General features: G+C 63.5%; 19 protein-coding genes. 15 read left to right on the plus strand and 4 right to left on the minus strand.

Translation table 11 applies throughout. From position 1 onward, the window contains the following. Positions 1-298 precede the first annotated feature (298 nt). From hisS to IB263_RS03680, 7 genes are all read left to right on the plus strand, one after another. Positions 299-1,810 (plus strand): histidine--tRNA ligase, encoded by a 1,512-nt coding sequence (gene hisS / locus IB263_RS03655; RefSeq protein WP_060584058.1) that lies wholly within the window; start codon positions 299-301, stop codon positions 1,808-1,810. Beyond that, the gene (locus tag IB263_RS34635) at positions 1,698-1,940 is read left to right on the plus strand and encodes a zinc finger domain-containing protein (protein WP_371814036.1); all 243 of its coding nucleotides are present in this window, start codon (positions 1,698-1,700) and stop codon (positions 1,938-1,940) included. The genes hisS and IB263_RS34635 overlap by 113 nt, the downstream gene beginning before the upstream one ends. Next, positions 1,825-2,958, plus strand: coding sequence for an ATP phosphoribosyltransferase regulatory subunit (locus tag IB263_RS03660; protein WP_371814047.1), 1,134 nt, complete (start codon positions 1,825-1,827; stop codon positions 2,956-2,958). The genes IB263_RS34635 and IB263_RS03660 overlap by 116 nt, the downstream gene beginning before the upstream one ends. Continuing rightward, entirely contained in the window at positions 2,955-3,650 is a 696-nt protein-coding gene (hisG, locus tag IB263_RS03665; protein WP_043618363.1) for an ATP phosphoribosyltransferase, read from the plus strand. Before IB263_RS03660 ends, hisG begins: the two co-directional genes overlap by 4 nt. A 146-nt stretch (positions 3,651-3,796) precedes the next feature. Beyond that, positions 3,797-4,504 (plus strand): glutathione binding-like protein, encoded by a 708-nt coding sequence (locus IB263_RS03670; protein WP_060584061.1) that lies wholly within the window; start codon positions 3,797-3,799, stop codon positions 4,502-4,504. Between the two features lie 87 nt (positions 4,505-4,591). Continuing rightward, the gene (locus IB263_RS03675; protein ID WP_192437618.1) at positions 4,592-5,815 is read left to right on the plus strand and encodes an FAD-dependent oxidoreductase; all 1,224 of its coding nucleotides are present in this window, start codon (positions 4,592-4,594) and stop codon (positions 5,813-5,815) included. 216 nt (positions 5,816-6,031) lie between these two features. Continuing rightward, positions 6,032-8,830 (plus strand): EAL domain-containing protein, encoded by a 2,799-nt coding sequence (locus tag IB263_RS03680; RefSeq protein WP_034800961.1) that lies wholly within the window; start codon positions 6,032-6,034, stop codon positions 8,828-8,830. A gap of 118 nt (positions 8,831-8,948) precedes the next feature. On the opposite strand, the gene IB263_RS03685 is transcribed toward IB263_RS03680, so the two are convergent. The 3 genes from IB263_RS03685 to groES form a co-directional block, all read right to left on the minus strand. Beyond that, positions 8,949-9,398, minus strand: a complete 450-nt coding sequence (locus tag IB263_RS03685; RefSeq protein ID WP_034800963.1) for a hypothetical protein — start codon at positions 9,396-9,398, stop codon at positions 8,949-8,951. Positions 9,399-10,028: 630 nt separating this feature from the next. Continuing rightward, positions 10,029-11,669 carry a chaperonin GroEL gene (gene groL, locus IB263_RS03690; RefSeq protein WP_034800965.1) on the minus strand — a complete coding sequence of 547 codons (1,641 nt, stop codon included), beginning with the start codon at positions 11,667-11,669 and terminating at the stop codon, positions 10,029-10,031. A gap of 62 nt (positions 11,670-11,731) precedes the next feature. After that, entirely contained in the window at positions 11,732-12,028 is a 297-nt protein-coding gene (groES, locus tag IB263_RS03695) for a co-chaperone GroES (protein ID WP_004675403.1), read from the minus strand. A gap of 432 nt (positions 12,029-12,460) precedes the next feature. On the opposite strand from groES, the gene IB263_RS03700 reads away from it, so the two are divergent. The 5 genes from IB263_RS03700 (at position 12,461) to IB263_RS03720 (ending at position 18,805) form a co-directional block, all read left to right on the plus strand. Further along, positions 12,461-13,309, plus strand: coding sequence for a TIGR01459 family HAD-type hydrolase (locus IB263_RS03700; RefSeq protein WP_034800971.1), 849 nt, complete (start codon positions 12,461-12,463; stop codon positions 13,307-13,309). 13 nt (positions 13,310-13,322) lie between these two features. Continuing rightward, positions 13,323-14,309 (plus strand): bifunctional riboflavin kinase/FAD synthetase, encoded by a 987-nt coding sequence (locus tag IB263_RS03705; RefSeq protein WP_034800973.1) that lies wholly within the window; start codon positions 13,323-13,325, stop codon positions 14,307-14,309. 244 nt (positions 14,310-14,553) lie between these two features. Beyond that, positions 14,554-17,463 carry an isoleucine--tRNA ligase gene (gene ileS, locus IB263_RS03710; RefSeq protein WP_034801431.1) on the plus strand — a complete coding sequence of 970 codons (2,910 nt, stop codon included), beginning with the start codon at positions 14,554-14,556 and terminating at the stop codon, positions 17,461-17,463. A gap of 127 nt (positions 17,464-17,590) precedes the next feature. Further along, complete coding sequence (locus IB263_RS03715; protein ID WP_192437620.1) at positions 17,591-18,211, plus strand: hypothetical protein; 621 nt, start codon at positions 17,591-17,593, stop codon at positions 18,209-18,211. A 114-nt stretch (positions 18,212-18,325) separates the two neighbouring features. Then, entirely contained in the window at positions 18,326-18,805 is a 480-nt protein-coding gene (locus IB263_RS03720; RefSeq protein ID WP_034800977.1) for a GNAT family N-acetyltransferase, read from the plus strand. 23 nt (positions 18,806-18,828) lie between these two features. On the opposite strand, the gene IB263_RS03725 is transcribed toward IB263_RS03720, so the two are convergent. Continuing rightward, positions 18,829-19,278, minus strand: a complete 450-nt coding sequence (locus IB263_RS03725) for a nucleoside deaminase (protein WP_034800979.1) — start codon at positions 19,276-19,278, stop codon at positions 18,829-18,831. Positions 19,279-19,351: 73 nt separating this feature from the next. Here IB263_RS03725 and IB263_RS03730 point away from each other — a divergent pair, with 73 nt between their 5' ends. From IB263_RS03730 to IB263_RS03740, 3 genes are all read left to right on the plus strand, one after another. Then, entirely contained in the window at positions 19,352-21,541 is a 2,190-nt protein-coding gene (locus IB263_RS03730) for a pseudouridine synthase (RefSeq protein WP_192437622.1), read from the plus strand. Positions 21,542-21,547: 6 nt separating this feature from the next. After that, positions 21,548-22,108, plus strand: coding sequence for a 16S rRNA (guanine(966)-N(2))-methyltransferase RsmD (gene rsmD, locus IB263_RS03735; RefSeq protein WP_034800983.1), 561 nt, complete (start codon positions 21,548-21,550; stop codon positions 22,106-22,108). An 83-nt stretch (positions 22,109-22,191) separates the two neighbouring features. Then, on the plus strand, positions 22,192-23,073 hold the full coding sequence (locus IB263_RS03740) for a patatin-like phospholipase family protein (protein ID WP_112770501.1): 882 nt from the start codon (positions 22,192-22,194) through the stop codon (positions 23,071-23,073). Positions 23,074-23,126 lie beyond the last annotated feature (53 nt).

Raw genomic sequence — 23,126 nt, forward strand, 5'->3', positions numbered from 1 at the left:
CCCTTGGCCGCGAAGATAGACGATCATCGGTGCAGCCGGAACGTCGTCGATCGGTCAGGCGATAAACTTTTAGTGATTGCATATCGTCTAATGCGCCTTGTGGTTGAGGTCAAGTCCTCCCCGACGCGTCGCGATGGTGCGTGTCGATCCCGATGACGCGAAGCACACCCGTGCTAGGCTTTGACGCAAAGCGCCGGCGCATGGCCCGGGCGAACGCTTTGCGCGGTGCAAACCCTTGCCGCCCCCCACTTGATCCGATAGGGAAAGCAGCCAACAAGAGACAGTCCGGAATGCTCCCATGACCGAGAAACAGAAGAAACCGCAGAAGCTCAAGGCGCGTCTTCCGCGCGGCTTCGTCGATCGCTCCGCTGCCGATATCCGCGCGACGGACGAAATGATCGGCAAGATCCGGGCGGTCTACGAGCATTATGGTTTCGACCCGGTCGAAACACCGCTGTTCGAATACACCGATGCGCTCGGTAAGTTCCTGCCCGACAGCGACCGGCCGAACGAAGGCGTCTTCTCGCTGACCGATGACGACGATCAGTGGATGTCGCTGCGCTACGACCTGACGGCGCCGCTCGCCCGTCACGTCGCCGAGAACTTCAACGAGATCCAGCTGCCGTTCCGCACCTATCGCGCCGGCTACGTCTTCCGCAACGAGAAGCCTGGCCCGGGCCGCTTCCGCCAGTTCATGCAGTTCGATGCCGACACCGTCGGTGCCGCCGGCGTCCAGGCGGACGCCGAAATGTGCATGATGATGGCCGACACCATGGAAGCCCTTGGCATTGCGCGCGGCGACTACGTGATCCGCGTCAACAACCGCAAGGTGCTCGACGGCGTCATGGAGGCGATCGGTCTTGGCGGCGACGACAAGGTCAATGCCCGCCTGACGGTGCTGCGCGCCATCGACAAGCTCGACAAGTTCGGCCCCGAAGGCGTCAGGCTCCTGCTCGGCGAAGGCCGCAAGGACGAAAGCGGCGACTTCACCAAGGGTGCGGGCCTCAATGGCGAGCAGATCGACAAGGTCCTGTTCTTCGTCGGCATCCAGAATTATGCCGAAAGTGCCGACGAACTGGCAGCGCTCGTTTCAGGCACCGCCAAGGGCGGCGAAGGTGTCGAGGAACTCAACACCATCCGCAGCCTGGTCCTGAGCGCCGGCTACGAGGCTGACCGCATCAAGATCGACCCCTCGGTCGTGCGTGGTCTCGAATATTATACCGGCCCCGTCTTCGAGGCCGAACTGCAGTTTGCCGTCACCAACGAGAAGGGCGAAAAGGTCGTCTTCGGTTCGGTCGGCGGTGGTGGTCGCTACGACGGTCTCGTGTCGCGTTTCATGGGTCAGCCGGTCCCGGCGACCGGTTTCTCGATCGGCGTTTCCCGCCTTATGACGGCGCTGAAGAACCTCGGCAAGCTCGGTGCATCGGACGTGCTCGCGCCTGTTGTCGTCTGCGTCATGGACCGCGACATCGAGGCGATGGGCCATTACCAGCGTTTCGTGCAGCAGCTCCGCCATGCCGGCATCCGCGCCGAAATGTACCAGGGCAACAAGAAGAACTTTGGCGATCAGCTGAAATATGCCGACCGCCGTGGCTCGCCGCTCGCCATCATCCAGGGTGGCGACGAGCGCGCCGCCGGTGTCGTGCAGATCAAGGATCTGATCGAGGGCAAGCGCCTGTCGGGTGAGATCGAGGACAATGCGGCCTGGCGCGAGGCGCGCGTGGCCCAGGTTTCCGTGCCGACGGCCGAACTGGTCGAAAAGGTGCGCGAGATGCTGGCGGCACAGGCCGAGGATCGGGCAAGGGGCTGACGACTATGGCCCTCATCAATCTGCCTGCCTTTGCCGATGCGCTGCTTGCCGACTTCGAAAGCCTCGGCGCGCTGCGTGTCGACACTCCGGTGATCCAGCCGGCCGAGCCTTTCCTCGCCATGGCCGGTGAGGATCTGCGCCGCCGCATCTTCATGACCGAGAGCGAGACCGGCGAGAGCCTGTGCCTGCGGCCGGAATTCACCATTCCCGTCTGTCTCCGCCATATCGAGGCGGTGACCGGAACGCCGAAGCGCTATGCCTATCTCGGCGAGGTCTTCCGCCAGCGCCGCGAAGGCGGCAACGAATTCTACCAGGCCGGCATCGAGGATCTTGGCGACACCGATACGGCGGCAGCCGATGCGCGCGCCGTCTCTGACGCGATGCGCATCGTCGCCAACCGGGTGCCGGGCCGGTCTCTCAGCGTGACGCTTGGCGACCAGGCCGTGTTTGAAGCCGTCGTCGGTGCCTGTGGCCTGCCGGCTGGCTGGCAGAAGCGGCTGATCCACGCCTTCGGCGACCAGAAGCACCTGCAGAAGCTTCTGACCGAGCTCGCCCATCCGCGCACGGTCGGCGTCTTCGGTCCTGAAGTCGTGCGGCTGTCGATGGACGGCCTGCTCGAAGACGAGGACCGTCTCGTCGCGCATGTCGCCGCAACGATGGAAGCGACCGGCTATTCGACCAACGCTAGCCGTTCGCCGCAGGATATTGCGCGCCGGCTGAAGGAGAAGATGGAACTGGCGAACACGCGGCTCGACCGCAGAACGCTGGATCAGGTCGCCGCGTTCCTGGCGCTCGACGTGCCGCTTGCCGATGCGCCGGCCGCACTCTTCGCTTTCGCGCAGAAATCCGGCCTCAAGATCGATGATGCGCTCGCCCGTTTCGATGCCCGCGTTGCCGCCCTTAGCAAGACCGGTTCCGACATCGGCGCCATTCGTTATCGAGCGGCCTTTGGTCGTCCTCTCGACTATTATACCGGCCTGGTTTTCGAGGTTGAGCTTGCCGGAACGCATGCCGTCCTTGCCGGCGGCGGCCGCTTCGATCGGCTGCTGACTCTGCTCGGCGCCCGCGAGCATATCCCGGCCGTCGGCTTCTCGCTCTGGCTCGACCGCATCGAAAAGGCGATTGCCTCTGAAGGAGGCGCCCAATGACCATCACTATCGCCTTGCCGTCCAAGGGGCGGATGAAGGATGACGCTTCGGCGATCTTCGAACGCGCCGGCCTGAAGATCGTTGCCGTCGGCAACGACCGCTCCTATCGCGGCCGCGTCGAAGGTGCTGATGATGTGGAGATTGCGTTCCTTTCGGCGTCGGAAATCTCGCGAGAGCTCGGCAACGGCTCAATCGATTTCGGCGTAACCGGCGAAGACCTGGTGCGCGAGGGGCTTGCCAACGCCGATGCGCGCGTCGAGTTCTGCGCCCGTCTCGGCTTCGGTCATGCCGACGTCGTCGTCGCGGTGCCTGAGGTCTGGTACGACGTCGACACCATGGCCGACCTTGGCGACGTTGCCGCCGATTTCCGTGCCCGCCATGGTCGCCGTCTGGCGATCGCCACCAAGTACTGGCGGCTGACGCAGAACCATTTCTCGGGCAGCCACGGCATCCAGCTTTACCGCATCGTCGAAAGCCTCGGGGCGACCGAAGGCGCGCCGGCCTCTGGTTCCGCCGACATCATCGTCGACATCACCTCGACCGGTTCGACGTTGAAGGCAAATCATCTGAAGATACTCACCGATGGTGTGATCCTGCGTTCCGAAGCTTGCCTGGTTCGGGCGCGCAAGGCGGCTCACGACGGCGATCCGGTCGTGGCACGGATTATCGCGGCCGTTCGTAGCGTCCTCTGACGCTGCGAACGGAGCAGGCGCGGTCTTGACGATCCCGCCGGTTACAAAAATAAAGTAGGGCCCTCAAAAGGCGCGCCCTCCGCTCCTATGTAAGTCTGCGTGCGGCGTTTCTGCCGCTTCCCGCTGTTCCGTTCCAGGAGACCTTCATGGCCGATCTGTCCGCCTTTCCGATCACCAAGCGCTGGCCGGCGAAAAACCCTGATATCATCCAGCTCTATTCGCTGCCGACGCCGAACGGCGTGAAGGTTTCGATCGCGCTCGAAGAGCTGGGCCTGCCCTACGAACCGCACCGCATCGCCTTCGATACCAATGACCAGAAGTCGCCGGAGTTCGTCTCGCTCAACCCCAACGGCCGCATCCCGGCGATCATCGATCCCAACGGCCCGGATGGAAAGCCAATCGGGCTGTTCGAGTCCGGCGCGATCCTCATCTATCTCGCTGAAAAGACCGGCAAGCTGCTGCCTGCCGACGCGGCCGGCCGCTACGAAACGATCGCCTGGGTTATGTTCCAGATGGGCGGCGTCGGTCCGATGTTCGGCCAGTTCGGTCACTTCTTCAAGTTCGCCGCCGACAAGGTCGCCAACAATTCCTACCCCGTCGAGCGCTACCGTGACGAAGCCAAGCGGCTGCTCGGCGTGCTTGAAACCCGCCTTGAAGGGCGGCAATGGCTGATGGGCGACGATTACACGATCGCCGACATCGCCACCTATCCCTGGGTCGAAGGCGCGCGCAGATTCTATGGCGGTGCCGAGGTTCTGGATTACAAGAGCTTCCCCAAGGTGATGGCCTGGGTCGAGCGCGGCCTGTCGCGCCCGGCGGCTCAAAAGGGCATGGACGTGCCGCGCAAGGAATAGCAAACGGCGTGGCCTATGCCAGAGTTGACGAAGCTCGGGCGGAAGGCTAGGCCTTGTTGTACAGATGAATAAAGGCAGGTGGAAAGCGTGTCCGGAAGGCTTGTTGTTGTCGGTGGCGGTCAGGCCGCCTTTGCTCTGGTTGCGAAGCTCCGTGCGCTCAAGGACGAGCGGCCGATCACCATCGTCGCCTCCGAAGCAAGCCTGCCCTATCAGCGCCCGCCGCTCTCCAAAAAGTATCTCCTGCGCGAGATGAGCCTCGACCGCCTGCTCTACCGGCCGGAAGCCTGGTACGGCGAGCACGCTGTCGACGTGCGCCTCGAAACGACCGTGATCGGGCTCGACCGGGCCGGCAAACACGTGACGCTCAGCGATGGCACATCGCTCGACTATGAAGTGCTGGCCTTTGCGACCGGCGCCACGCCGCGCCGGCTGCCGGCCTCGGTCGGCGGCGATCTCGAGGGTGTCTTCGTCGTTCGCGACTTCAGGGATGCCGACCGCCTTGCCGAGGAGATGAAGGCCGGCCGTCGCGCGCTCGTCATCGGCGGTGGTTACATCGGTCTTGAAGCGGCAGCCGTCGCGCGTACCTGCGGCCTGGACGTCACGGTCATCGAAATGGCCGACCGCATCCTGCAGCGTGTTGCCTCCTCGGCGACGTCGGGGCTCGTGCGCGACATTCATCGTGGTCGCGGCGTCGATATTCGCGAGGGTACCGGTCTCAACCGCCTCGTCGGCGACAATGGCCGTGTCACCGCGGCGGAACTCTCCGATGGTTCCACCTTGCCGGTCGATGTCGTCATCGTCGGCATCGGCGTGACCGCCAATGATCGCCTGGCCCACGACGCCGGGCTCGAAACCGCAAACGGCATCGTCGTCGACGCGCATGGCCGCACCTCCGATCCGGCGGTCTTCGCGATGGGTGATTGCGCCGTTCTTCCCTTCGAGGATCTGCGCATCCGGCTGGAGTCGGTGCAGAATGCCGTCGATCAGGCCGAAGCGGTCGCGGCGATCCTTGCCGGCAGTGATGCCCCTTACGATCCCAAGCCCTGGTTCTGGTCGGACCAGTACGACGTCAAGCTGCAGATCGCCGGCTTCGGGCTCGGCCACGACGAAACCATCGTCAGGCCCGGCCAGCGCGAAGGCAGCGTGTCGGTCTGGTATTTCCGGCAGGGGCGCCTGGTGGCCGTCGATGCGATCAACGACGCCAAGGCCTATGTGACCGGCAAGAAGCTGCTGGAGAGCGGCATCAATCCTGACCGAGCCGTCATCGCCGATCCCCAATCCGACCTCAAGGCGCTGCTGTCGCAAGCATAGGCGGCGAACCACGCCAGGCGGCGCTTTTTGGCAGGCTGCAACTTGAAGGCGGCGTGGTTTCAAAATTCGTTAACGACGAAACTATTGTCTTGCTGGGCAATTGCCCGGCAGAGCCTCGATTTATCACTTCCTTAAATCACCTGACGCCAACACAGGCAGCTTAAGTGGAGGCGAGAGGTCTCGTTTCCCGACAGAATTTGATTTAGGCGATTGGCGATGTTCAAGGTTCTTACATGCCTGGTGGTAGAGCATAATCCCAGACTGGTCGTTTTGGCCGCACTTGTGTGCTTTCTCGCGAGTTACGGAGCAGTAACGCTGCTGCAGCGCGCCCGCGGCTCCTCGGGCAAGGCAAAAGCGATCTGGGCGACGGCCGCCGGCATCGCCAGCGGCTTCGGCATCTGGGCGACCCACTTCATCGCCATGCTCGCCTATGATCCCGGCGTCGTCCTCGGTTACCAGATGGATCTCACCGGCCTGTCGCTGGCCGTTGCCATCATCCTCACCACGACGGCCCTATTGATCGCGACCCATGTTCAGGACCGCCTCGGCTGGATTGCTGGCGGCTTCGTTCTCGGCGGCGGCGTCGCCTGCATGCATTTTCTTGGCATGGCGGCGCTCGACGTGCCGGGCAGCATCCGCTGGAATGCGGCACTGGTCGTCGCCTCCGTGGTCGTAGGCTCGCTGTTTGACATCGCCGCCCTGCGCACGATCGCCAGTGTCGGCAAGCCGCTGAAGGCGAAGATCCTTGCCACCCTGCTGATGACGCTCGGGATCGTCGCGTTGCATTTCACCGCCATGGGTGCGGTCACGATCGAGGCCGATCTGCTGACGCCGACCCATGCGGGCATGATCCAGCCGCATCTGCTTGCCTTCGTCATCGCCGGCACCGCCTTCTTCCTGCTCTCGATGGTGCTGATCGCCGCCGGCTTCGCCCATCATGCCGAGCTTTCCGCCGCTGCTGCCGAACGGGAATTCGCCCGCTTCGTGCGCAGCGTGAAGGACTACGCGATCTATATGCTCGACACCGACGGCCGCGTCGCCAGCTGGAACGCCGGCGCCGAGGCCAACAAGGGCTATAAGGGCGAGGAAATCGTCGGCAAGAATTTCGCCTGCTTCTACTCGCAGGAGGATCAGCGCGACGGCGTACCGCAGCGGGCGCTCGAGGTCGCACTGGCCGATGGTAAGTACGAGAACGAAGGCTGGCGCTATCGCAAGGACGGATCCCGGTTCTGGGCTCACGTGGTGCTCGACCCCTTCATGGACGACGACGGCAAGCACGCCGGCTTCATCAAGATCGTCAAGGACATCACCAAGGCGAAGCTTGACGCCGACCGTATCGCCGAAGTCAGCAACAATCTCGATGTCGCGCTCGAGAACATGTCGCAGGGCATCTGCCTGTTCGACAGCAGCGACCGGCTGTTGCTCTCCAACCGTCGCTGCCGAGAGATCTTCGGCTTCTCCGAGACACTCGCCGGCAAGGGGCTGACCTTCCGCGAAATCCTCGATATCGTCTTTGCCCGCATCTACACAGATCCGGAGATGGCCCGGACCAAGGCCGAGGAGCTCTACCAGAAGCACCGGATCGAAATGGTCGGCAATGGCGGCGGCGATATCGTCGAAAAGCTCGTCAACGGCCGCTCGATCCTGACCAAGCATCGCACGCTGCCCGATGGCGGCTGGGTTAGCACCTATGAGGACATCACCGAGCGGCTCGACACCGAGGAGCAGATTACCTTCCTTGCCCGCCACGACAGCCTCACGGGGCTGCCGAACCGGCTGCAGTTCAGCAGCTATCTCGAAGAGGAGCTGGACGCGGCCGCCTGGTTCAACCGCAAGGTCGCCGTCATCGGCATCGACCTCAACAAGTTCAAGGAAGTCAACGATCTGCACGGTCACGCCGCTGGCGACTTCGTGCTGGTGACGATCGCCCAGCGCATGAAGGGCCTGTTGCAGGAGGGCGAGTTCGTGGCGCGCTTCGGTGGCGACGAGTTCGCGGCGGTCAAGCGCTTCGAGGAACTCTCCGAACTCAACGACTTCCTGCGCCGGATCGAGAAGAGCCTGCATGAGGAAATGCGCTTTGGCGATTTCGAGCTCAAGTCCGGCGGCAGCATGGGTGTCGCGATCTATCCGCAGGATGCCGAGACGGCCGACACGCTGATCAACAATGCCGACCTTGCGATGTACCGGGCGAAGGCCGCCCTCAACCAGACCGTCTGCTTCTACGAGGTGTCGATGGATGAAGCTGCCCGCCAGCGGCGCGCGCTTGCCAACGATCTCTGGGACGCGGTCGAGAAGAAGCAGCTTGCCTTGCACTACCAGGTGCAGAAGTCTGTGATGAGCGGCGCCGTCATCGGCTACGAGGTGCTGCTGCGCTGGAGCCATCCGGAACGCGGCATGGTGCCTCCGAGCGAGTTCATCCCGCTTGCCGAGGAATGCGGCGCGATCCTGCCGATCGGCGAATGGGTGCTGCGCGAGGCCTGCCGCGAGGCGGCGGGCTGGGAGAGCAGTCACAAGATTGCCGTCAACCTTTCGCCGGTCCAGCTTGCCAACGGCGACATCGTCAGTCTGGTTCAGGATGTGCTTGCCGACACGGGTCTCGACCCGAACCGGCTGGAGCTCGAAATCACGGAATCGACGATCATCGACGACAAGGAGCGGGCGCTGCTGACGCTGCGCCAGATCAAGGAACTGGGCGTCACCATCGCGATCGACGACTTCGGGACCGGCTATTCGTCGCTCGAGACGCTGCGGTCCTTCCCCTTCGACAAGATCAAGCTCGACCGGAGCTTCATGTGGGAAGTGGAAGGCAGTCCGCAGGCCAAGGCGATCGTGCGCGCCATTCTTGCGCTCGGCCAGAGCCTGTCCGTGCCTGTCCTTGCCGAAGGCGTCGAAACGCAGAAGCAGCTCGATATCCTGCAAGCCGAGGGCTGCGACGAGGCGCAGGGCTATCTGCTCGGTCGCCCGGCGCCGATCACGGTGCTCTTCACGGGCAAGGACGACGCGGCGGCAGCCTGAGCCGTACGTCCGCGTCTCTGCCGCACACCTTCACCGCAATCGCCCATGGGGCGGTTGCGGTGGCCATATGTGATCGAGGGTTCTCTACACTCGGGCCCGTGCGCGGGCAGGGGCGGGCTTACTGGCGCAGCAGTGCGCGGCCCGCGACTTCCACGAGAAACCGTGGAAAGAAAAAGATGCCGGTGATCATGCCGGAATAGCGCTGTTCGAGGCCGGAGGATTCTCCGATGCAGAATAGCGGCTGCTTCTGGCCGGACTCCTCGAGCGCGATCGTCGTCGAAAAGCAGAAAGACGAGCAGCTCGTTGCCGCCTGTTCGAACAGTTCGAGCACGTGATTGCGATCGGCCGGATCGTAGCAGCGAACGAAGTTCAGAAGGCCGCACTCGCCGTCACGCAGGCCATGGATCGCGGCCGCCTTCTCGCCGAGCCGGAACAGGCCCGTCGACAGGTCGCCGGACCACCCCTCCGAGACGCAAAACTGCTCCATGAATTCATGATGCGGTAGGCCCGGATGCAGATGTCCCGAAGAGCCGAGGGGAGCGGAATTTGCTCTGGTGATCTTAAACACGGTCTACCCCAGCAGAGTTCCCGGAGCTGCCTTCGGCGCCCCAGGGAAACGCGTCCCAATGTGCAAACTGCGCCCGACATGACCAATACGAGAGCGCACGCCACGTGATGTGGGTGTTTTCTCAAGTAGAAAGGTCTATAGATAGTAGTGGATCTCGCCGGCGAACTTATTTCGAAGGAGAGTGTCGGCTTAATTTGCGATTAAATACTTTTATTCTTTAGGTATAGTCTCGAAGAATTTCCGGATGGGCAGCGAATACGAAAAAGCCCCGGCGATTGCCTGTCTGCCTTAAGTGTGCCGCCCAGTCTCCCCTCAATCTTCGCTCACTTGGGGCGCTGTTATAGTTCGTTTTTTTTCGACTTCAACGGTTTTTTGAAGCCTGACTACAACCGATGGGTTTTTTCCTGCCGACTGTTCGGCAGATGCTCTCCGGCGATGAGTGGCATTGATAAAAAACAAGAAAGGCGACCCGAAGGCCGCCTTTCCGATCCGGATGGATCCTTGCAATAAGGCTTTCGCCGTTATCACATCATGTCCATGCCGCCCGTTCAGTGCGCTTGACGCGCTGAACCACTTTAAGTGCATGGGCGAAGCTTTATGGACGATGCTGCGATAAGGCTGTCGCCATTATCACATCATGTCCATGCCGCCCATGCCGCCCATGCCGCCAGGCATGCCAGCCGGGGCGTCCTTCTTCGGCAGTTCGGCGATCATGGCTTCCGTCGTGACGAGGAGGCCGGCAACCGAAGCAGCGTCCTGAAGGGCGGTGCGAACGACCTTGACCGGGTCGATGATGCCCATCGAGATCATGTCGCCGTATTCGCCGGTCTGGGCGTTGTAGCCGAAGTTGTCCTGGTCCTTGTCGAGGATCTTGCCGACAACGATGGAGGCTTCGTCACCAGCGTTCTCAGCGATCTGGCGGGCCGGAGCCTGCAGAGCGCGACGAACGATGTTGATGCCGGCTTCCTGGTCGTCGTTTGCACCCTTGACGGTGATCTTGACGGAAGAACGCAGCAGGGCAACGCCGCCGCCCGGTACGATGCCTTCCTGAACAGCAGCGCGCGTCGCGTTGAGAGCGTCGTCGATGCGGTCCTTCTTTTCCTTCACTTCGACTTCCGTCGAGCCGCCAACGCGGATCACGGCAACGCCGCCAGCGAGCTTGGCAAGACGTTCCTGCAGCTTCTCGCGGTCGTAGTCGGAGGTGGTGTCTTCGATCTGGGCCTTGATCTGGGCAACGCGGCCTTCGATGTCGGCCTTCTGGCCGGCGCCGTCGACGATCGTCGTGTTTTCCTTGGAGATCGAAACCTTCTTCGCACGGCCGAGCATGTCGAGCGTGACGTTTTCGAGCTTGATGCCGAGGTCTTCGGAGATCACGGTGCCGCCCGTCAGGATGGCGATGTCTTCGAGCATGGCCTTGCGGCGATCGCCGAAGCCCGGAGCCTTGACGGCAGCGATCTTCAGGCCGCCACGCAGCTTGTTGACGACGAGCGTTGCAAGAGCTTCGCCTTCGACGTCTTCAGCGATGATGAGGAGCGGCTTGCCGGTCTGAACGACAGCTTCGAGAACCGGGAGCATGGCCTGGAGGTTCGAGAGCTTCTTCTCGTGAAGGAGAACGAAGACGTCGTCGAGGTCAGCGACCATCTTTTCCGGGTTGGTGACGAAGTAGGGCGACAGGTAGCCGCGGTCGAACTGCATGCCTTCGACGACTTCGAGTTCCGTTTCGGCGGTCTTGGCTTCTTCAACCGTGATGACGCCTTCGTTGCCGACCTTCTGCATCGCTTCAGCGATGTCGAGGCCGATCTGACGCTCGCCGTTGGCCGAGATCGTGCCGACCTGTGCAACTTCTTCCGAAGTGTTGATCTTCTTGGCCTTGGCCTGGAGATCCTTGACGACTTCGGTGACAGCGAGGTCGATACCACGCTTCAGGTCCATCGGGTTCATGCCGGCAGCAACAGCCTTTGCGCCTTCGCGAACGATCGCCTGGGCAAGAACGGTTGCAGTCGTGGTGCCGTCGCCGGCGATGTCGTTGGTCTTCGAAGCAACTTCGCGGACCATCTGGGCGCCCATGTTTTCGAACTTGTCTTCGAGTTCGATTTCCTTGGCGACCGATACGCCGTCCTTGGTGATGCGCGGAGCGCCGAAGGACTTGTCGATGATGACGTTACGACCCTTCGGGCCGAGCGTGACCTTTACGGCGTCAGCGAGGATGTCGACGCCACGCAGCATCTTTTCGCGCGCGGTGCGGCCGAACTTGATTTCTTTTGCAGCCATTAGAGAAAACTCCCGGGCTCATTGCCCATTGGTTGTCATAAAAAGGGGTGGACGCCGGCTGATCAGCCGATGATGCCCATGATGTCGGCTTCCTTCATGATCAGAAGGTCTTCGCCGTTGATCTTGACTTCGGTGCCCGACCACTTGCCGAACAGAACGCGGTCGCCAGCCTTGACGTCGAGGGCAACGACCTTGCCGCTTTCGTCACGGGCGCCCGAACCGACGGCGACGATTTCGCCTTCCTGCGGCTTTTCCTTGGCGGTGTCCGGAATGATTATGCCGCCCTTGGTCTTCTCTTCAGACTCAACGCGGCGAACGACGACGCGGTCGTGCAGCGGGCGGAAGTTGGTGCTTGCCATTAGTCTAATCCCTCGATCAAATGACATTACGGATCGCTGATCGACCCGATGGATGGGTGTTAGCACTCTCATTTATCGAGTGCTAGCGATGCCGAGATAAGCTTGGGTATGGGGTGAGTCAAGGATCGGCGCCTAGATTTTTTGCTGACGGCAGGTGCCCTGGACGGGCGCAGCAGGCGCGGGCACAGGCAGCCTAGCCCATTCTTGGCGAAATGTGGGCGATCGCGTCGATGAGTGGCATGGGCGGGATTTTGACGGTTGATAACCACGACAATGTGCTTCTGCGCGGCGGGCCGCACCTGCAGTGCATTTTTCCTGGTTCTCGAGACCGCCGGAATCCTTGGGAGGGTGCGCCTTTTTCGGGAGACGAGACTTGTAATCTCCTGCCTTCCTTGCCATGCAAGCCGGAAACCGTGTTTGCAGGAAGCCAGAATGGCCGCAAGGATCAACAGTTTTCGCGAAATCGCCAAGCGCTACGATGTCGTTTTATGTGACGTCTGGGGAGTGCTTCACAACGGCGTGCAGGCTTTCGCCTCCGCCTGTGAAGCATTGGCCGAGGCGCGCGCCGCCGGACTGACCGTCGTACTCATCACCAATTCGCCGCGCCCGAGCCCGATGGTGAAGGTGCAGATCCGCAGTCTCGGCGTGCCCGACGAAGCCTATGACCGGATCGTCACTTCGGGCGACGTGACCCGGGCGCTGATCGCTGCCGCCGACAAGAAGATCTTCTTCATCGGCGCCGAGCGCGACCTGCCCCTGCTCGAGGGTCTGGGGACGCAGATCGTTTCCTCGGAAGATGCCGAGACGGTCGTCTGCGCCGGCTTCTATGACGACGAGACTGAAACGCCTGAGCATTACCGCGCGACCCTGACGGGCCTTGCCAAGCGCAAGATCCCGTTCATCTGCGCCAACCCGGATCTCGTCGTCGAGCGTGGTCACCGGCTGATCCCCTGCGCCGGTGCGATTGCCAAGCTTTACGAAGAGCTGGGTGGCGAGGCGCGCATCGCCGGCAAACCCTATATCGCGATCTATCGCGCCGCCCTGGGCGAGGCGAAGGCCGCGCGCGGAGCGATTGACCTGACCCGTGTCATCGCCGTCGGCGACGGCATGCCGACGGACGTCAAGGGCGCGCAGGACGCGGGCCTGGATCTGCTCTATATCAGCGCCGGTATCCACGCCCAGGAATACATGAACGAAAGCCGGACCGACGAGGCGAAGCTTGCCGCCTTCCTCAAGAAGGAGGGCGCCTCGCCGAAATACTGGATGCCACGGCTCGCCTGACGGGAAGACGGAGATGACGGTTTTTCATCGCAACGAGACCCGTGATCCGCTTCCGGAGCACTTGCGCGGCGGTGTCGTCGCCATCGGCAATTTCGATGGCGTTCACCGCGGCCACCAGTCGGTCCTTAACCGGGCGCTGGAGGAGGCCAAGTCGCGCGGCGTGCCCGCGCTGGTCCTGACTTTCGAGCCGCATCCGCGAACCGTTTTTCGCCCGGACACTCCAGTCTTCCGGCTGACGCCGGCGCCGCTGAAGGCGCGCATCCTCGAAGGCATGGGCTTCGGCGCCGTCATCGAATATCCCTTCGACCGTACCTTCTCTCAGCTTTCCGCCTCGGATTTCATCCACCGCATCCTGCTCGAATGGCTGCATGCCTCGCATGTGGTGACCGGTTTCGACTTTCATTTCGGCAAGGGCCGCGAAGGCGGGCCTGCCTTTCTGATGGCGGCAGGCGGCGACAACGGGTTTGGTGTGACGCTGGTCGATGCCTTCCGTGATGAAAATGCATCCGTCATCTCGTCGAGCTATGTCCGTGCGCTGCTCGGCGAAGGCGATGTCGCCCAGGCCGCGGGCATGCTCGGCTACCGTTATCTCGTCGAAGCCGAGGTGATCGGCGGCAAGAAGCTCGGTCGCGAACTCGGTTTTCCCACCGCCAACATGCGGCTTGCACCCGAGGTGGAACTCCGACCCGGCATCTACGCCGTGCGCTTCCGTCGTCCCGACGGCTCGCTTTACGACGGGGTCGCCAGTTTCGGGCGCCGGCCGACGGTCGACAGCGACGGCGAACCGCTGCTCGAGACCTTCGTCTTCGACTTCTCCGGCGATCTCTATGGCGAAGTCTGCGCCGTGACTTTCTTCGGTCACCTGCGCGACGAATTGAAATTCGATGGCCTCGATCCGCTGGTGGCGCAGATCCGGCAGGACGAGGCCGAGGCCCGCGCGCTGCTTTCCGGCGTCACGCCACTCGGCGACATCGACCGCAAGCTCAACTTCGCCCGATAAAAGATTTCGGTCTTCGCGCGGCGGCGGACCTTTTCAAAAGGCCGAAAACGCCTTAAACAACCGGCCACCATGACCCGGCACCGTCGATTGATCATCGATCAGCGAATTATTGGCCCGGCCTTCCGCGTGCTGTGATCAGCCGGAAGGTCCGGGATTTCGGCGTTTCCGACGCCCCAGTCATCTCTCGATACCGAGCCCATTTCGTATGCGCGGCCGTTCGCGCGAAGAAGCGATTGCAAAAACCATGACCGACACCGCTGAAAAGATCGACTACTCCTCGACCCTCTATCTGCCGCAGACGGAATTTCCGATGCGCGCAGGCCTGCCGCAGAAGGAGCCGGAAACGGTGGCCCGCTGGCAGAAGATGGGCCTCTACAAGAAGCTGCGCGCATCGGCTGCCGGCCGCGACAAGTTCGTGCTGCACGACGGCCCGCCCTATGCCAACGGCAACATCCACATCGGCCACGCGCTGAACAAGATCCTCAAGGACGTCATCAACCGCTCGTTCCAGATGCGCGGTTTCGACGCCAACTACGTGCCCGGCTGGGACTGCCACGGTCTGCCGATCGAGTGGAAGATCGAGGAGAAGTACCGCGAGAAGGGCCAGAACAAGGACGAGGTTCCGGTCAACGAATTCCGTCGGGAATGCCGCGATTTCGCCGCCGGCTGGATCCAGGTGCAGGCCGAGGAGTTCAAGCGTCTCGGCATCGAGGGCGACTTCGACAATCCCTACACGACGATGAACTTCCACGCCGAAGCGCGCATCGCCGGCGAACTGATGAAGATCGCCAAGCTCGGCCAGCTCTATCGCGGCTCGAAGCCTGTCATGTGGTCGGTCGTCGAGCGCACGGCGCTTGCCGAAGCCGAAGTCGAATACGCCGATGTCGAAAGCGACATGATCTGGGTGAAGTTCCCGGTCACCGAAGGTCCCGACAGCCTTGCCGGCACCTTCGTTGTGATCTGGACGACCACGCCCTGGACCATCCCCGGCAACCGCGCCATCGCCTACTCGTCGCGTTATGCCTATGGCCTCTACGAAGTGGCGACCGCCGAGAACGATTTCGGCCCCCAGCCGGGCGAGAAGCTGATCTTTGCCAAGCGCCTGGCCGATGAGTCTGCCGCCAAGGCGAAGCTCACCTTCAACTTCGTTCGCGACCTCGAGGCCGATGAACTGTCGTCCGTGACCTGCGCCCATCCGCTGCACGGTCTGGGCGGCGGCTACGCCTTCAAGGTGCCGCTGCTCGACGGCGACCACGTGACCGACGATGCCGGCACCGGCTTCGTGCACACGGCCCCGAGCCACGGCCGCGAGGACTTTGATGCCTGGATGGACAATGCCCGCGCGCTCGAAGCCCGCGGCATCTCCTCGGCGATCCCGTTCACGGTCGACGACGCCGGATACTTCACCGCTGACGCCCATGGTTTCGGCCCGGACGCCGAAGGTGGCGCCGGCCGCGTCATCGACGACAAGGGCAAGAAGGGCGACGCCAACGATCGCGTCATCAAGGCGCTGATCGCCCGTCACGCGCTCTTCGCTCGCGGTCGCCTCAAGCATTCCTATCCGCATTCCTGGCGCTCGAAGAAGCCGGTGATCTTCCGCAACACGCCGCAATGGTTCGTCTACATGGACAAGGCCTTCGGTGATGGCACGACCCTGCGTTCGCGCGCGCTGTCTGCCATCGACGACACCCGCTTCGTTCCGGGCGCCGGCCAGAACCGCCTGCGTGCGATGATCGAAGGCCGTCCGGACTGGGTGCTCTCGCGCCAGCGTGCCTGGGGCGTTCCGATCGCGATCTTTGCCGACGATCAGGGCGAGATCCTGATCGACGAGGCCGTCAACGCTCGCATCCTCGACGCTTTCGAACAGGAAGGTGCCGATGCCTGGTTCACCGAAGGCGCCAAGGATCGCTTCCTCGGCAACGACCACGATCATGCCAAGTGGCATCAGGTCATGGACATCCTCGACGTGTGGTTCGACAGCGGTTCGACCCATACCTTCACGCTCGAAGACCGTCCGGACCTGAAGTGGCCGGCCGACGTCTATCTCGAAGGTTCGGACCAGCATCGCGGCTGGTTCCATTCCTCGCTGCTCGAAGCCTGCGCCACGCGCGGCCGCGCACCCTACAACGCCGTTGTCACCCATGGTTTCACCATGGATGAGAAGGGCGAGAAGATGTCGAAGTCCAAGGGCAACACCGTCACCCCGCAAGAGGTGATGAAGGATGCCGGCGCCGACATCCTGCGCCTGTGGGTGATGACGACGGATTATTGGGAAGATCAGCGCCTCGGCAAGACGATCATCCAGACAAACATCGACGCCTATCGCAAGCTGCGCAACACGATCCGCTGGATGCTCGGCACGCTCGCCCACGACAAGGGCGAGGAAATTGCCTATGCCGAGATGCCGGAACTCGAAAAGCTGATGCTGCATCGCCTGGCCGAACTCGACCAGGTCGTGCGCGAAGGCTACGACGCCTTCGACTTCAAGAAGATCGCCCGTTCGCTGATCGATTTCTCGAACGTCGAACTCTCGGCCTTCTATTTCGACGTTCGCAAGGATGCGCTCTACTGCGACGCGCCGTCGAGCCTGCGCCGCCGTGCGGCACTCGCCGTCATCCGCAAGCTCTTCGATTGCCTCGTGCTGTGGCTGGCGCCGATGCTGCCGTTTACGACCGAAGAGGCCTGGCTGTCGCGCAAGCCCGATGCGGTCTCGGTGCACCTCGAACAGTTCCCGGCGATCCCGGCGGAATGGAAGAACGATGCGCTCGAAGCCAAGTGGGAGAAGATCCGTGCGGTCCGCACCGTCGTCACCGGCGCGCTCGAGATCGAACGCAAGGACAAGCGCATCGGCTCGTCGCTGGAAGCCGCACCGGTCGTCCACGTGGCCGATCCGGAGCTGTTGAAGGCGCTGGAAGGCCAGGATTTCGCCGAGATCTGCATCACCTCGGGGATCACTGTCGAGACCACCGAAGGTCCGGCCGACGCGTTCCGGCTGGCTGACGTGGCCAAGGTCAGCGTCGTGCCGAAGCTTGCCGAGGGCCAGAAATGTGCTCGCTCCTGGCGGATCACGACCGATGTCGGTTCTGACGCACTCTACCCGGACGTGTCCGCCCGGGATGCCGCTGCCTTGCGCGAGCTTGGTTTCAAGGCTTAACGCATTGTTACCGGATGAATTGCACTCCTTGCGTTCATCCGGTAAAACCTGCCCGAAATTTGGCGGATTTCTCCGCCATGGGCGCTTGAGTGGCCGCGCTGACTGGTGGCCGGCTGGAAGGAATCTCATGGAAATGACGCGAGAGTTGCGAGTGTTTGCCAGCGTGGCCGCCATTTTGACGAGCGGCCTGGTGCTTACGGGCTGCATCGGCGGGCCGACCTACGGCACGGACAAGACGGCCGGCGAGCAGCTCATGGACGACCTCGGCAGCGTCGCCAGCTTCGGTCCGCCGAAGCGGGATCCGGTCAAGTACCAGCCGCGTCCTGGTCTCGTGCTGCCGCCGTCCACCCAGCAGGCGTCACTCGTCGAGCCGCAGAAGTCGCTCGCCAGCCGTGAGGGGAACCCGGAATGGGTCGAGTCTCCGGAAGAGGTGCGCAACCGCCTGCGTGAAGAGGCCGACGCCAACAAGAACAACCCGAACTACGTCTCCCCCCTTGCCAAGGCCAGCGCCAACGGCCGCCGCCTTTCGGCAAAGGAGCAGCAGGAGGCCTACCGCGAGGCCCGCAAGGTCGAGCAGGGCGCCTATTCCGACAAGCGCCGCTTCTTGAGCGATCCGCCGCTCGACTACCGCCGCCTGCCCGAGGGCACGGAGACCGACCTCGGCGAGCCGGAGAAGGACAAGGAGCGCCGCCGCAAGAAGGAAGCGCAGGTCAAGAATTCCGGCAGCAAGTGGTATTGGCCCTTCTAAGACCAGTTCGCCGTTTCATTTGAAACGGCGAATGCCTCACCCTTTTGCATCCATGCAGCTCCGGACGAAAGCACTTCGCGCGTTTTCTGGAATTGCCTAAGCAGCGCCAGAGCCATGACCATCAGCATTCGCGACGCCCGCCCGGAAGATGCAGAGACGATCTTGCGCTTCATCACGGAACTTGCCATCTACGAAAAAGAGCCCGACGCCGTCGAGGCGACGGTCGGGATGCTCCAGGATTCGCTTTTCGGCCCGGGCGCCATCACCCGCGCCGTGATCTGCGAGAAGGACGGCAAGCCGGCCGGCTTTGCCATGTGGTTCTACAACTATTCCACCTGGCAGGCGCGCAAGGGGCTTTATCTCGAGGATCTATACGTCACGCCGGATTGCCGCGGTTCGGGCGCCGGCAAGATGCTACTGAAGCACCTGGCAAGGATTGCCGTCGAGGAAGGCTGCGGCCGCTTCGAGTGGAGCGTTCTCGACTGGAACGAGCCGGCGATCCGGGTCTACGAGGCCGTGGGTGCCGAGCCGATGTCGGAATGGACGCGCTACCGTCTCTCGGGCGCAGCACTGACGAGCTTCGCAGCCGACTGAAGCAAGAATACGGACGTGCCTTCTCAGCGCTTGCTGGCGAAGAAATCCCTCAGGATCTCGGCAGATTCCCGCTCGGCGAGGCCGGAATAGACGTCGGGGGCGTGATGGCAGGTGGGCGAGCCGAAGAACCGTACGCCGCTGTCGACCGCACCGCCTTTCGGATCGTCCGCGCCGTAGTAAAGGCGGCGGATGCGCGCAAAGGAGATCGCCGCGGCGCACATCGTGCACGGCTCGAGCGTCACGTAGAGGTCGGCGCCAGCAAGCCGTTCGTCGTTGAGGACTGCGGAGGCTTCGCGGATCGCGACAATTTCGGCATGGGCCGTCACGTCGTTGAGCTCGCGGGTCCGATTGCCGGCGCTGGCGATTATCCGGCCGTCGAAAACCACCACGGCGCCGATCGGCACTTCGCCGCGTTCGGCAGCCTTGCGGGCCTCTTCAAGGGCCGCATCCATGAAGCGTGTCGTCTCAGCCATCGCTCAAACAATAATTTCTCTTAACCCACGGGCCGCGACCTGATAGGACAGCCGCAAAAGGCAGGCAACACAAATGACATCCAAAGACAAGCCCACGCGGCCTGGCGGCAAGTCCGCTGGCCGGGACAAGAAACCGCATTTCGCCGACAAGAAGGGCGCTGCGCCGAAAAAGGCTGCAGGAGCCAAGGCTTCCGGCCCGAAGTCTTTCGGTGCCAAGGGCCCCGGCAGGAGCTTCGACGCAAAGACGTCTGATCCCAAGGCCGGCGCTTCGCGTCCGGCCCGGGAGCGCCCGGCAGCGGCTGCAGCGGCCGCCGACGAGCCGCAGCGCATCTCGAAGATCCTGGCGCGCGCCGGCGTTGCCTCGCGTCGCGACGTCGAGCGCATGATCATGGAAGGCCGCATCAGGCTCAACGGTGTCATCCTCGACACGCCCGTGGTCAACGCGACGCTCGCCGATGCGATCGAGGTCGATGGCCAGCCGATCCGCGGTATCGAGCGCACGCGCCTCTGGCTCTATCACAAGCCGGCCGGTCTGGTGACCACCAATGCCGACCCGGAGGGCCGTCCGACCGTATTCGAGAACCTGCCGGACGAGCTGCCGCGGGTTCTGTCGATCGGCCGCCTCGACATCAACACCGAGGGCCTGCTGCTCCTCACCAATGACGGCGGCCTTGCCCGCGTGCTCGAACTGCCGTCGACCGGCTGGCTGCGCCGTTACCGCGTGCGCGCCCATGGCGAGATCGATCAGGAAGCGCTCGACAAGCTGAAGGACGGCATCGCCGTCGACGGCGTGCTGTACGGCGCCATCGAAGCGACGCTCGACCGCGTCCAGGGCTCGAACGTCTGGATCACGATGGGGCTTCGCGAAGGCAAGAACCGCGAAATCAAGAACGTGCTCGGCGCGCTCGGCCTCGACGTCAACCGCCTGATCCGCATCTCCTACGGCCCGTTCCAGCTCGGCGAACTGCCGGAGGGACACGTCCAGGAAATTCGCGGACGCACGCTGCGCGACCAATTGGGACCGCGCCTGATCGAGGACGCCAAGGCGAACTTCGACGCGCCGCTTTACAATGATCAGGCGGCGACCGTTGCCGGTGAGGCTGAAGACGACGACGCCGACACGCGCAGGCCGGAGCGCAACAACCGCTGGGAAAAGCCGGAGGACAAGCGCGAGCGTGCCCTTTCTCGTCTGGACACCCGTCGTGACGACCGCCGCGACGGTGGTGGTCGTGGCAAGGATGGTGCCCGCGGCAAGGGTGGCCCGCGCGAAGACCGCGACGCCAAGTTCGAGGATCGGCCGAAGCGCGCGCCGGCTCAGCGCGCCCGCACGGCCAATGTCTGGATGGCGCCGGGCGCCCGCCCGCTCGCCGAAAAGAAGCCGAAGTCCGTTGATGGCGATGCCACCGAGAAGTCCGCCCGTCGCGAGCGTCCGGAAAGCGCGCCGAAGTCCAAGCGCTACGGCCGCAACAAGGATGGTCTGGCGACGAAGACGACCGGCAAGTTCGACCCGGACCGCAAGGGTGGCCCGCACAGAGACTTCGACCGCGCCGATCGTCCGGCGTCTGCCGCGCCGGTCAAGCGTCGCGACGACGAGGGCGAATGGATCAGCGCCAGCGAACCTGCCCGTCGCGGCAAGGACGAGGGCCGCGATGGCGGTTTCGGCCGGCGCAAGTCGGGCGACGCGGGTGACCGCAGGTCGCGCGATCACGGTGACCGTCCTGCGCGCCGTGACGGCGGCGACCGTCCCCGTTCTGAAGGCGGACCGCGCAGCTATTCCGACAAGCCGCGGTATCCGCGCGCCGACGGCGATCGCCCTCAGCGCCGCGAGGATGGTGACCGTCCACGCGGCGACCGGCCAGCCCGCTCCGAAGGCGGACCGCGCAGCTATTCCGACAAGCCGAGGGCGCCACGCGCCGACGGTGATCGTCCGCAGCGTCGCGAAGGCGGTGAGCGTTCGTTCAGTGACCGTCCGGCTCGCAGCGACGGCGGTGATCGCCGGTTCGACAAGCCGCGGGCTCCACGCGCTGACGGTGACCGTCCGCCGCGTCGCGAAGGTGGCGACCGTCCGTTTGGCGACAAGCCTCGCGGCAAGTCGTTCGGCGGCAAGCCCTCGGGCGGAAAATCCTTCGGTGAACGCTCCGGCGGTCCGCGCGGCGGTAAGCCTGGTGGCGGCAAGCCCGGCGGTGGACGCCCCGGCGGTCCTGGTCGCTCCGGCGGCGGGCGCCCGGCTGGCGGCGGCAAGCCGCGCGGCAGAGGAAACTAAGCGGTCGTGCGGATCGTCGGCGGAGAGTTTCGGGGTCGCAGCCTGGCGACCCCCAAGTCCAACGATATCCGGCCGACCACGGACCGGACGCGCGAAAGCCTGTTCAACATTCTGAGCCATTCCTATCCGGACGCGCTCGACGGCACGCGTGTGCTCGACCTTTTCGCGGGCACCGGCGCCGTCGGCTTCGAGGCGCTGTCGCGCGGATGCCGGCATGCGCTCTTTGTCGAGCAGGGCGTCGAGGGCAGGGGCCTGATCCAGACCAACGTCGAGACGCTCGGCCTGCAGGGCCGGGCCAAGGTCTTCCGGCGCGACGCCACGAGCCTTGGCGGCGTCGGTACGATGGAGCCGTTTCATCTCGTCTTCGCCGATCCGCCCTACGCCAAGGGGCTGGGCGAAAAGGCATTGGAGTCGGCTGCCATCGGCAACTGGCTGGTGCCCGGCGCCCTGGTGATCCTCGAAGAGCGGGCAGATGTCCAGCCGGCGCCGGTCGCAGTCTTCGAAAACCTTGACGTCAGGGTGTTCGGCGACACGCGCATGCATTTCTATCGGTTTCGCGGAGCCTGATGCCGTAATTTCGGTTGAGTTGCCGGGATAGGCTCAGCCGGACGACGCCATTTTCTCAACCCGCCCAGCGCGGAGGCATGCCGATGAAGCAGGATCTTTCGATGACGCATGGATCGGCGGAAGCCCCGGCGCGGCCCACCGTCGCGCTGGCGCTTGGCGGTGGCGGCGCCCGCGGTCTTGCGCATATCCATGTCATCGAGGCGCTGGATGAACTCGGCATTCGGCCGGTCGCGATCGCGGGCTCGTCGATCGGCGCGATCATGGGCGCGGGCATGGCGGCGGGTTTGCGCGGCGAAGAGATCCGGGCCCATACGCTTTCCACCGTCGGCCACCGGCGCGAAGTGGTCAACCGCCTGTGGCAATTGCGGCCGTCGAGCCTTTCCGAAGCGATGGCGAGCGGCTTCCGTTTCGGCCAGTTCAATGTCGAGCGGGTGCTCAAGGCCTTCCTGCCCGAGGCCATCCCGCAAAAATTCTCCGACCTCGAAATCCCGCTGAAGGTAGTCGCCACCGACTATTACGGTCAGACGGAGAAGATCTGCGAGAAGGGCGACCTCCGCAAGGCCCTGGCTGCGTCTGCGGCGCTGCCGGCGATCTTCACGCCGGTCCGGATCGACGGGCGGGTCATGATCGACGGCGGCATCTACAATCCCATTCCCTTCGATCACCTGCGCGGCCTTGCCGATATCGTCATTGCGGTCGATGTCGTCGGCGGGCCGGATGGCGACGGCAAGGCGATCCCGAGCCGGATCGACAGCCTGTTCGGCGCGAGCCAGCTGATGATGCAGTCGATCATCGCCATGAAGCTGAAGGAGGGGGCGCCGGACATCCTGTTGCGTCCCGATGTCGGCCGCTACCGCGTGATGGATTTCCTGCGCGCCCAAGACGTGCTGAACGCAACGGCTGCGATCAAGGACGAACTCAAGCGCGCACTCGAAGAGCGGATGACAGCGCCAAGGCTCACCTGAACCTTGGTGTTTGAAGCTTGGGGCCTGAACAACCTTGGCAATGACGGCGCGTG

Source organism: Ensifer sp. ENS03 (assembly GCF_014852035.1).
Classification (GTDB): Bacteria; Pseudomonadota; Alphaproteobacteria; order Rhizobiales; family Rhizobiaceae; genus Ensifer; species Ensifer adhaerens.

Bases quoted from the DNA above. Each gene is read 5' to 3' on its own strand.
- hisS (WP_060584058.1), top strand. From the start codon at position 299: ATGACCGAGAAACAGAAGAAACCGCAGAAGCTCAAGGCGCGTCTTCCG.
- IB263_RS34635 (WP_371814036.1), top strand. From the start codon at position 1,698: ATGCGGCCTGGCGCGAGGCGCGCGTGGCCCAGGTTTCCGTGCCGACGG.
- hisG (WP_043618363.1), top strand. From the start codon at position 2,955: ATGACCATCACTATCGCCTTGCCGTCCAAGGGGCGGATGAAGGATGAC.
- IB263_RS03670 (WP_060584061.1), top strand. From the start codon at position 3,797: ATGGCCGATCTGTCCGCCTTTCCGATCACCAAGCGCTGGCCGGCGAAA.
- IB263_RS03680 (WP_034800961.1), top strand. From the start codon at position 6,032: ATGTTCAAGGTTCTTACATGCCTGGTGGTAGAGCATAATCCCAGACTG.
- groL (WP_034800965.1), bottom strand. From the start codon at position 11,669: ATGGCTGCAAAAGAAATCAAGTTCGGCCGCACCGCGCGCGAAAAGATG.
- groES (WP_004675403.1), bottom strand. From the start codon at position 12,028: ATGGCAAGCACCAACTTCCGCCCGCTGCACGACCGCGTCGTCGTTCGC.
- IB263_RS03700 (WP_034800971.1), top strand. From the start codon at position 12,461: ATGGCCGCAAGGATCAACAGTTTTCGCGAAATCGCCAAGCGCTACGAT.
- IB263_RS03705 (WP_034800973.1), top strand. From the start codon at position 13,323: ATGACGGTTTTTCATCGCAACGAGACCCGTGATCCGCTTCCGGAGCAC.
- ileS (WP_034801431.1), top strand. From the start codon at position 14,554: ATGACCGACACCGCTGAAAAGATCGACTACTCCTCGACCCTCTATCTG.
- IB263_RS03715 (WP_192437620.1), top strand. From the start codon at position 17,591: ATGGAAATGACGCGAGAGTTGCGAGTGTTTGCCAGCGTGGCCGCCATT.
- IB263_RS03720 (WP_034800977.1), top strand. From the start codon at position 18,326: ATGACCATCAGCATTCGCGACGCCCGCCCGGAAGATGCAGAGACGATC.
- IB263_RS03725 (WP_034800979.1), bottom strand. From the start codon at position 19,278: ATGGCTGAGACGACACGCTTCATGGATGCGGCCCTTGAAGAGGCCCGC.
- IB263_RS03730 (WP_192437622.1), top strand. From the start codon at position 19,352: ATGACATCCAAAGACAAGCCCACGCGGCCTGGCGGCAAGTCCGCTGGC.
- IB263_RS03740 (WP_112770501.1), top strand. From the start codon at position 22,192: ATGAAGCAGGATCTTTCGATGACGCATGGATCGGCGGAAGCCCCGGCG.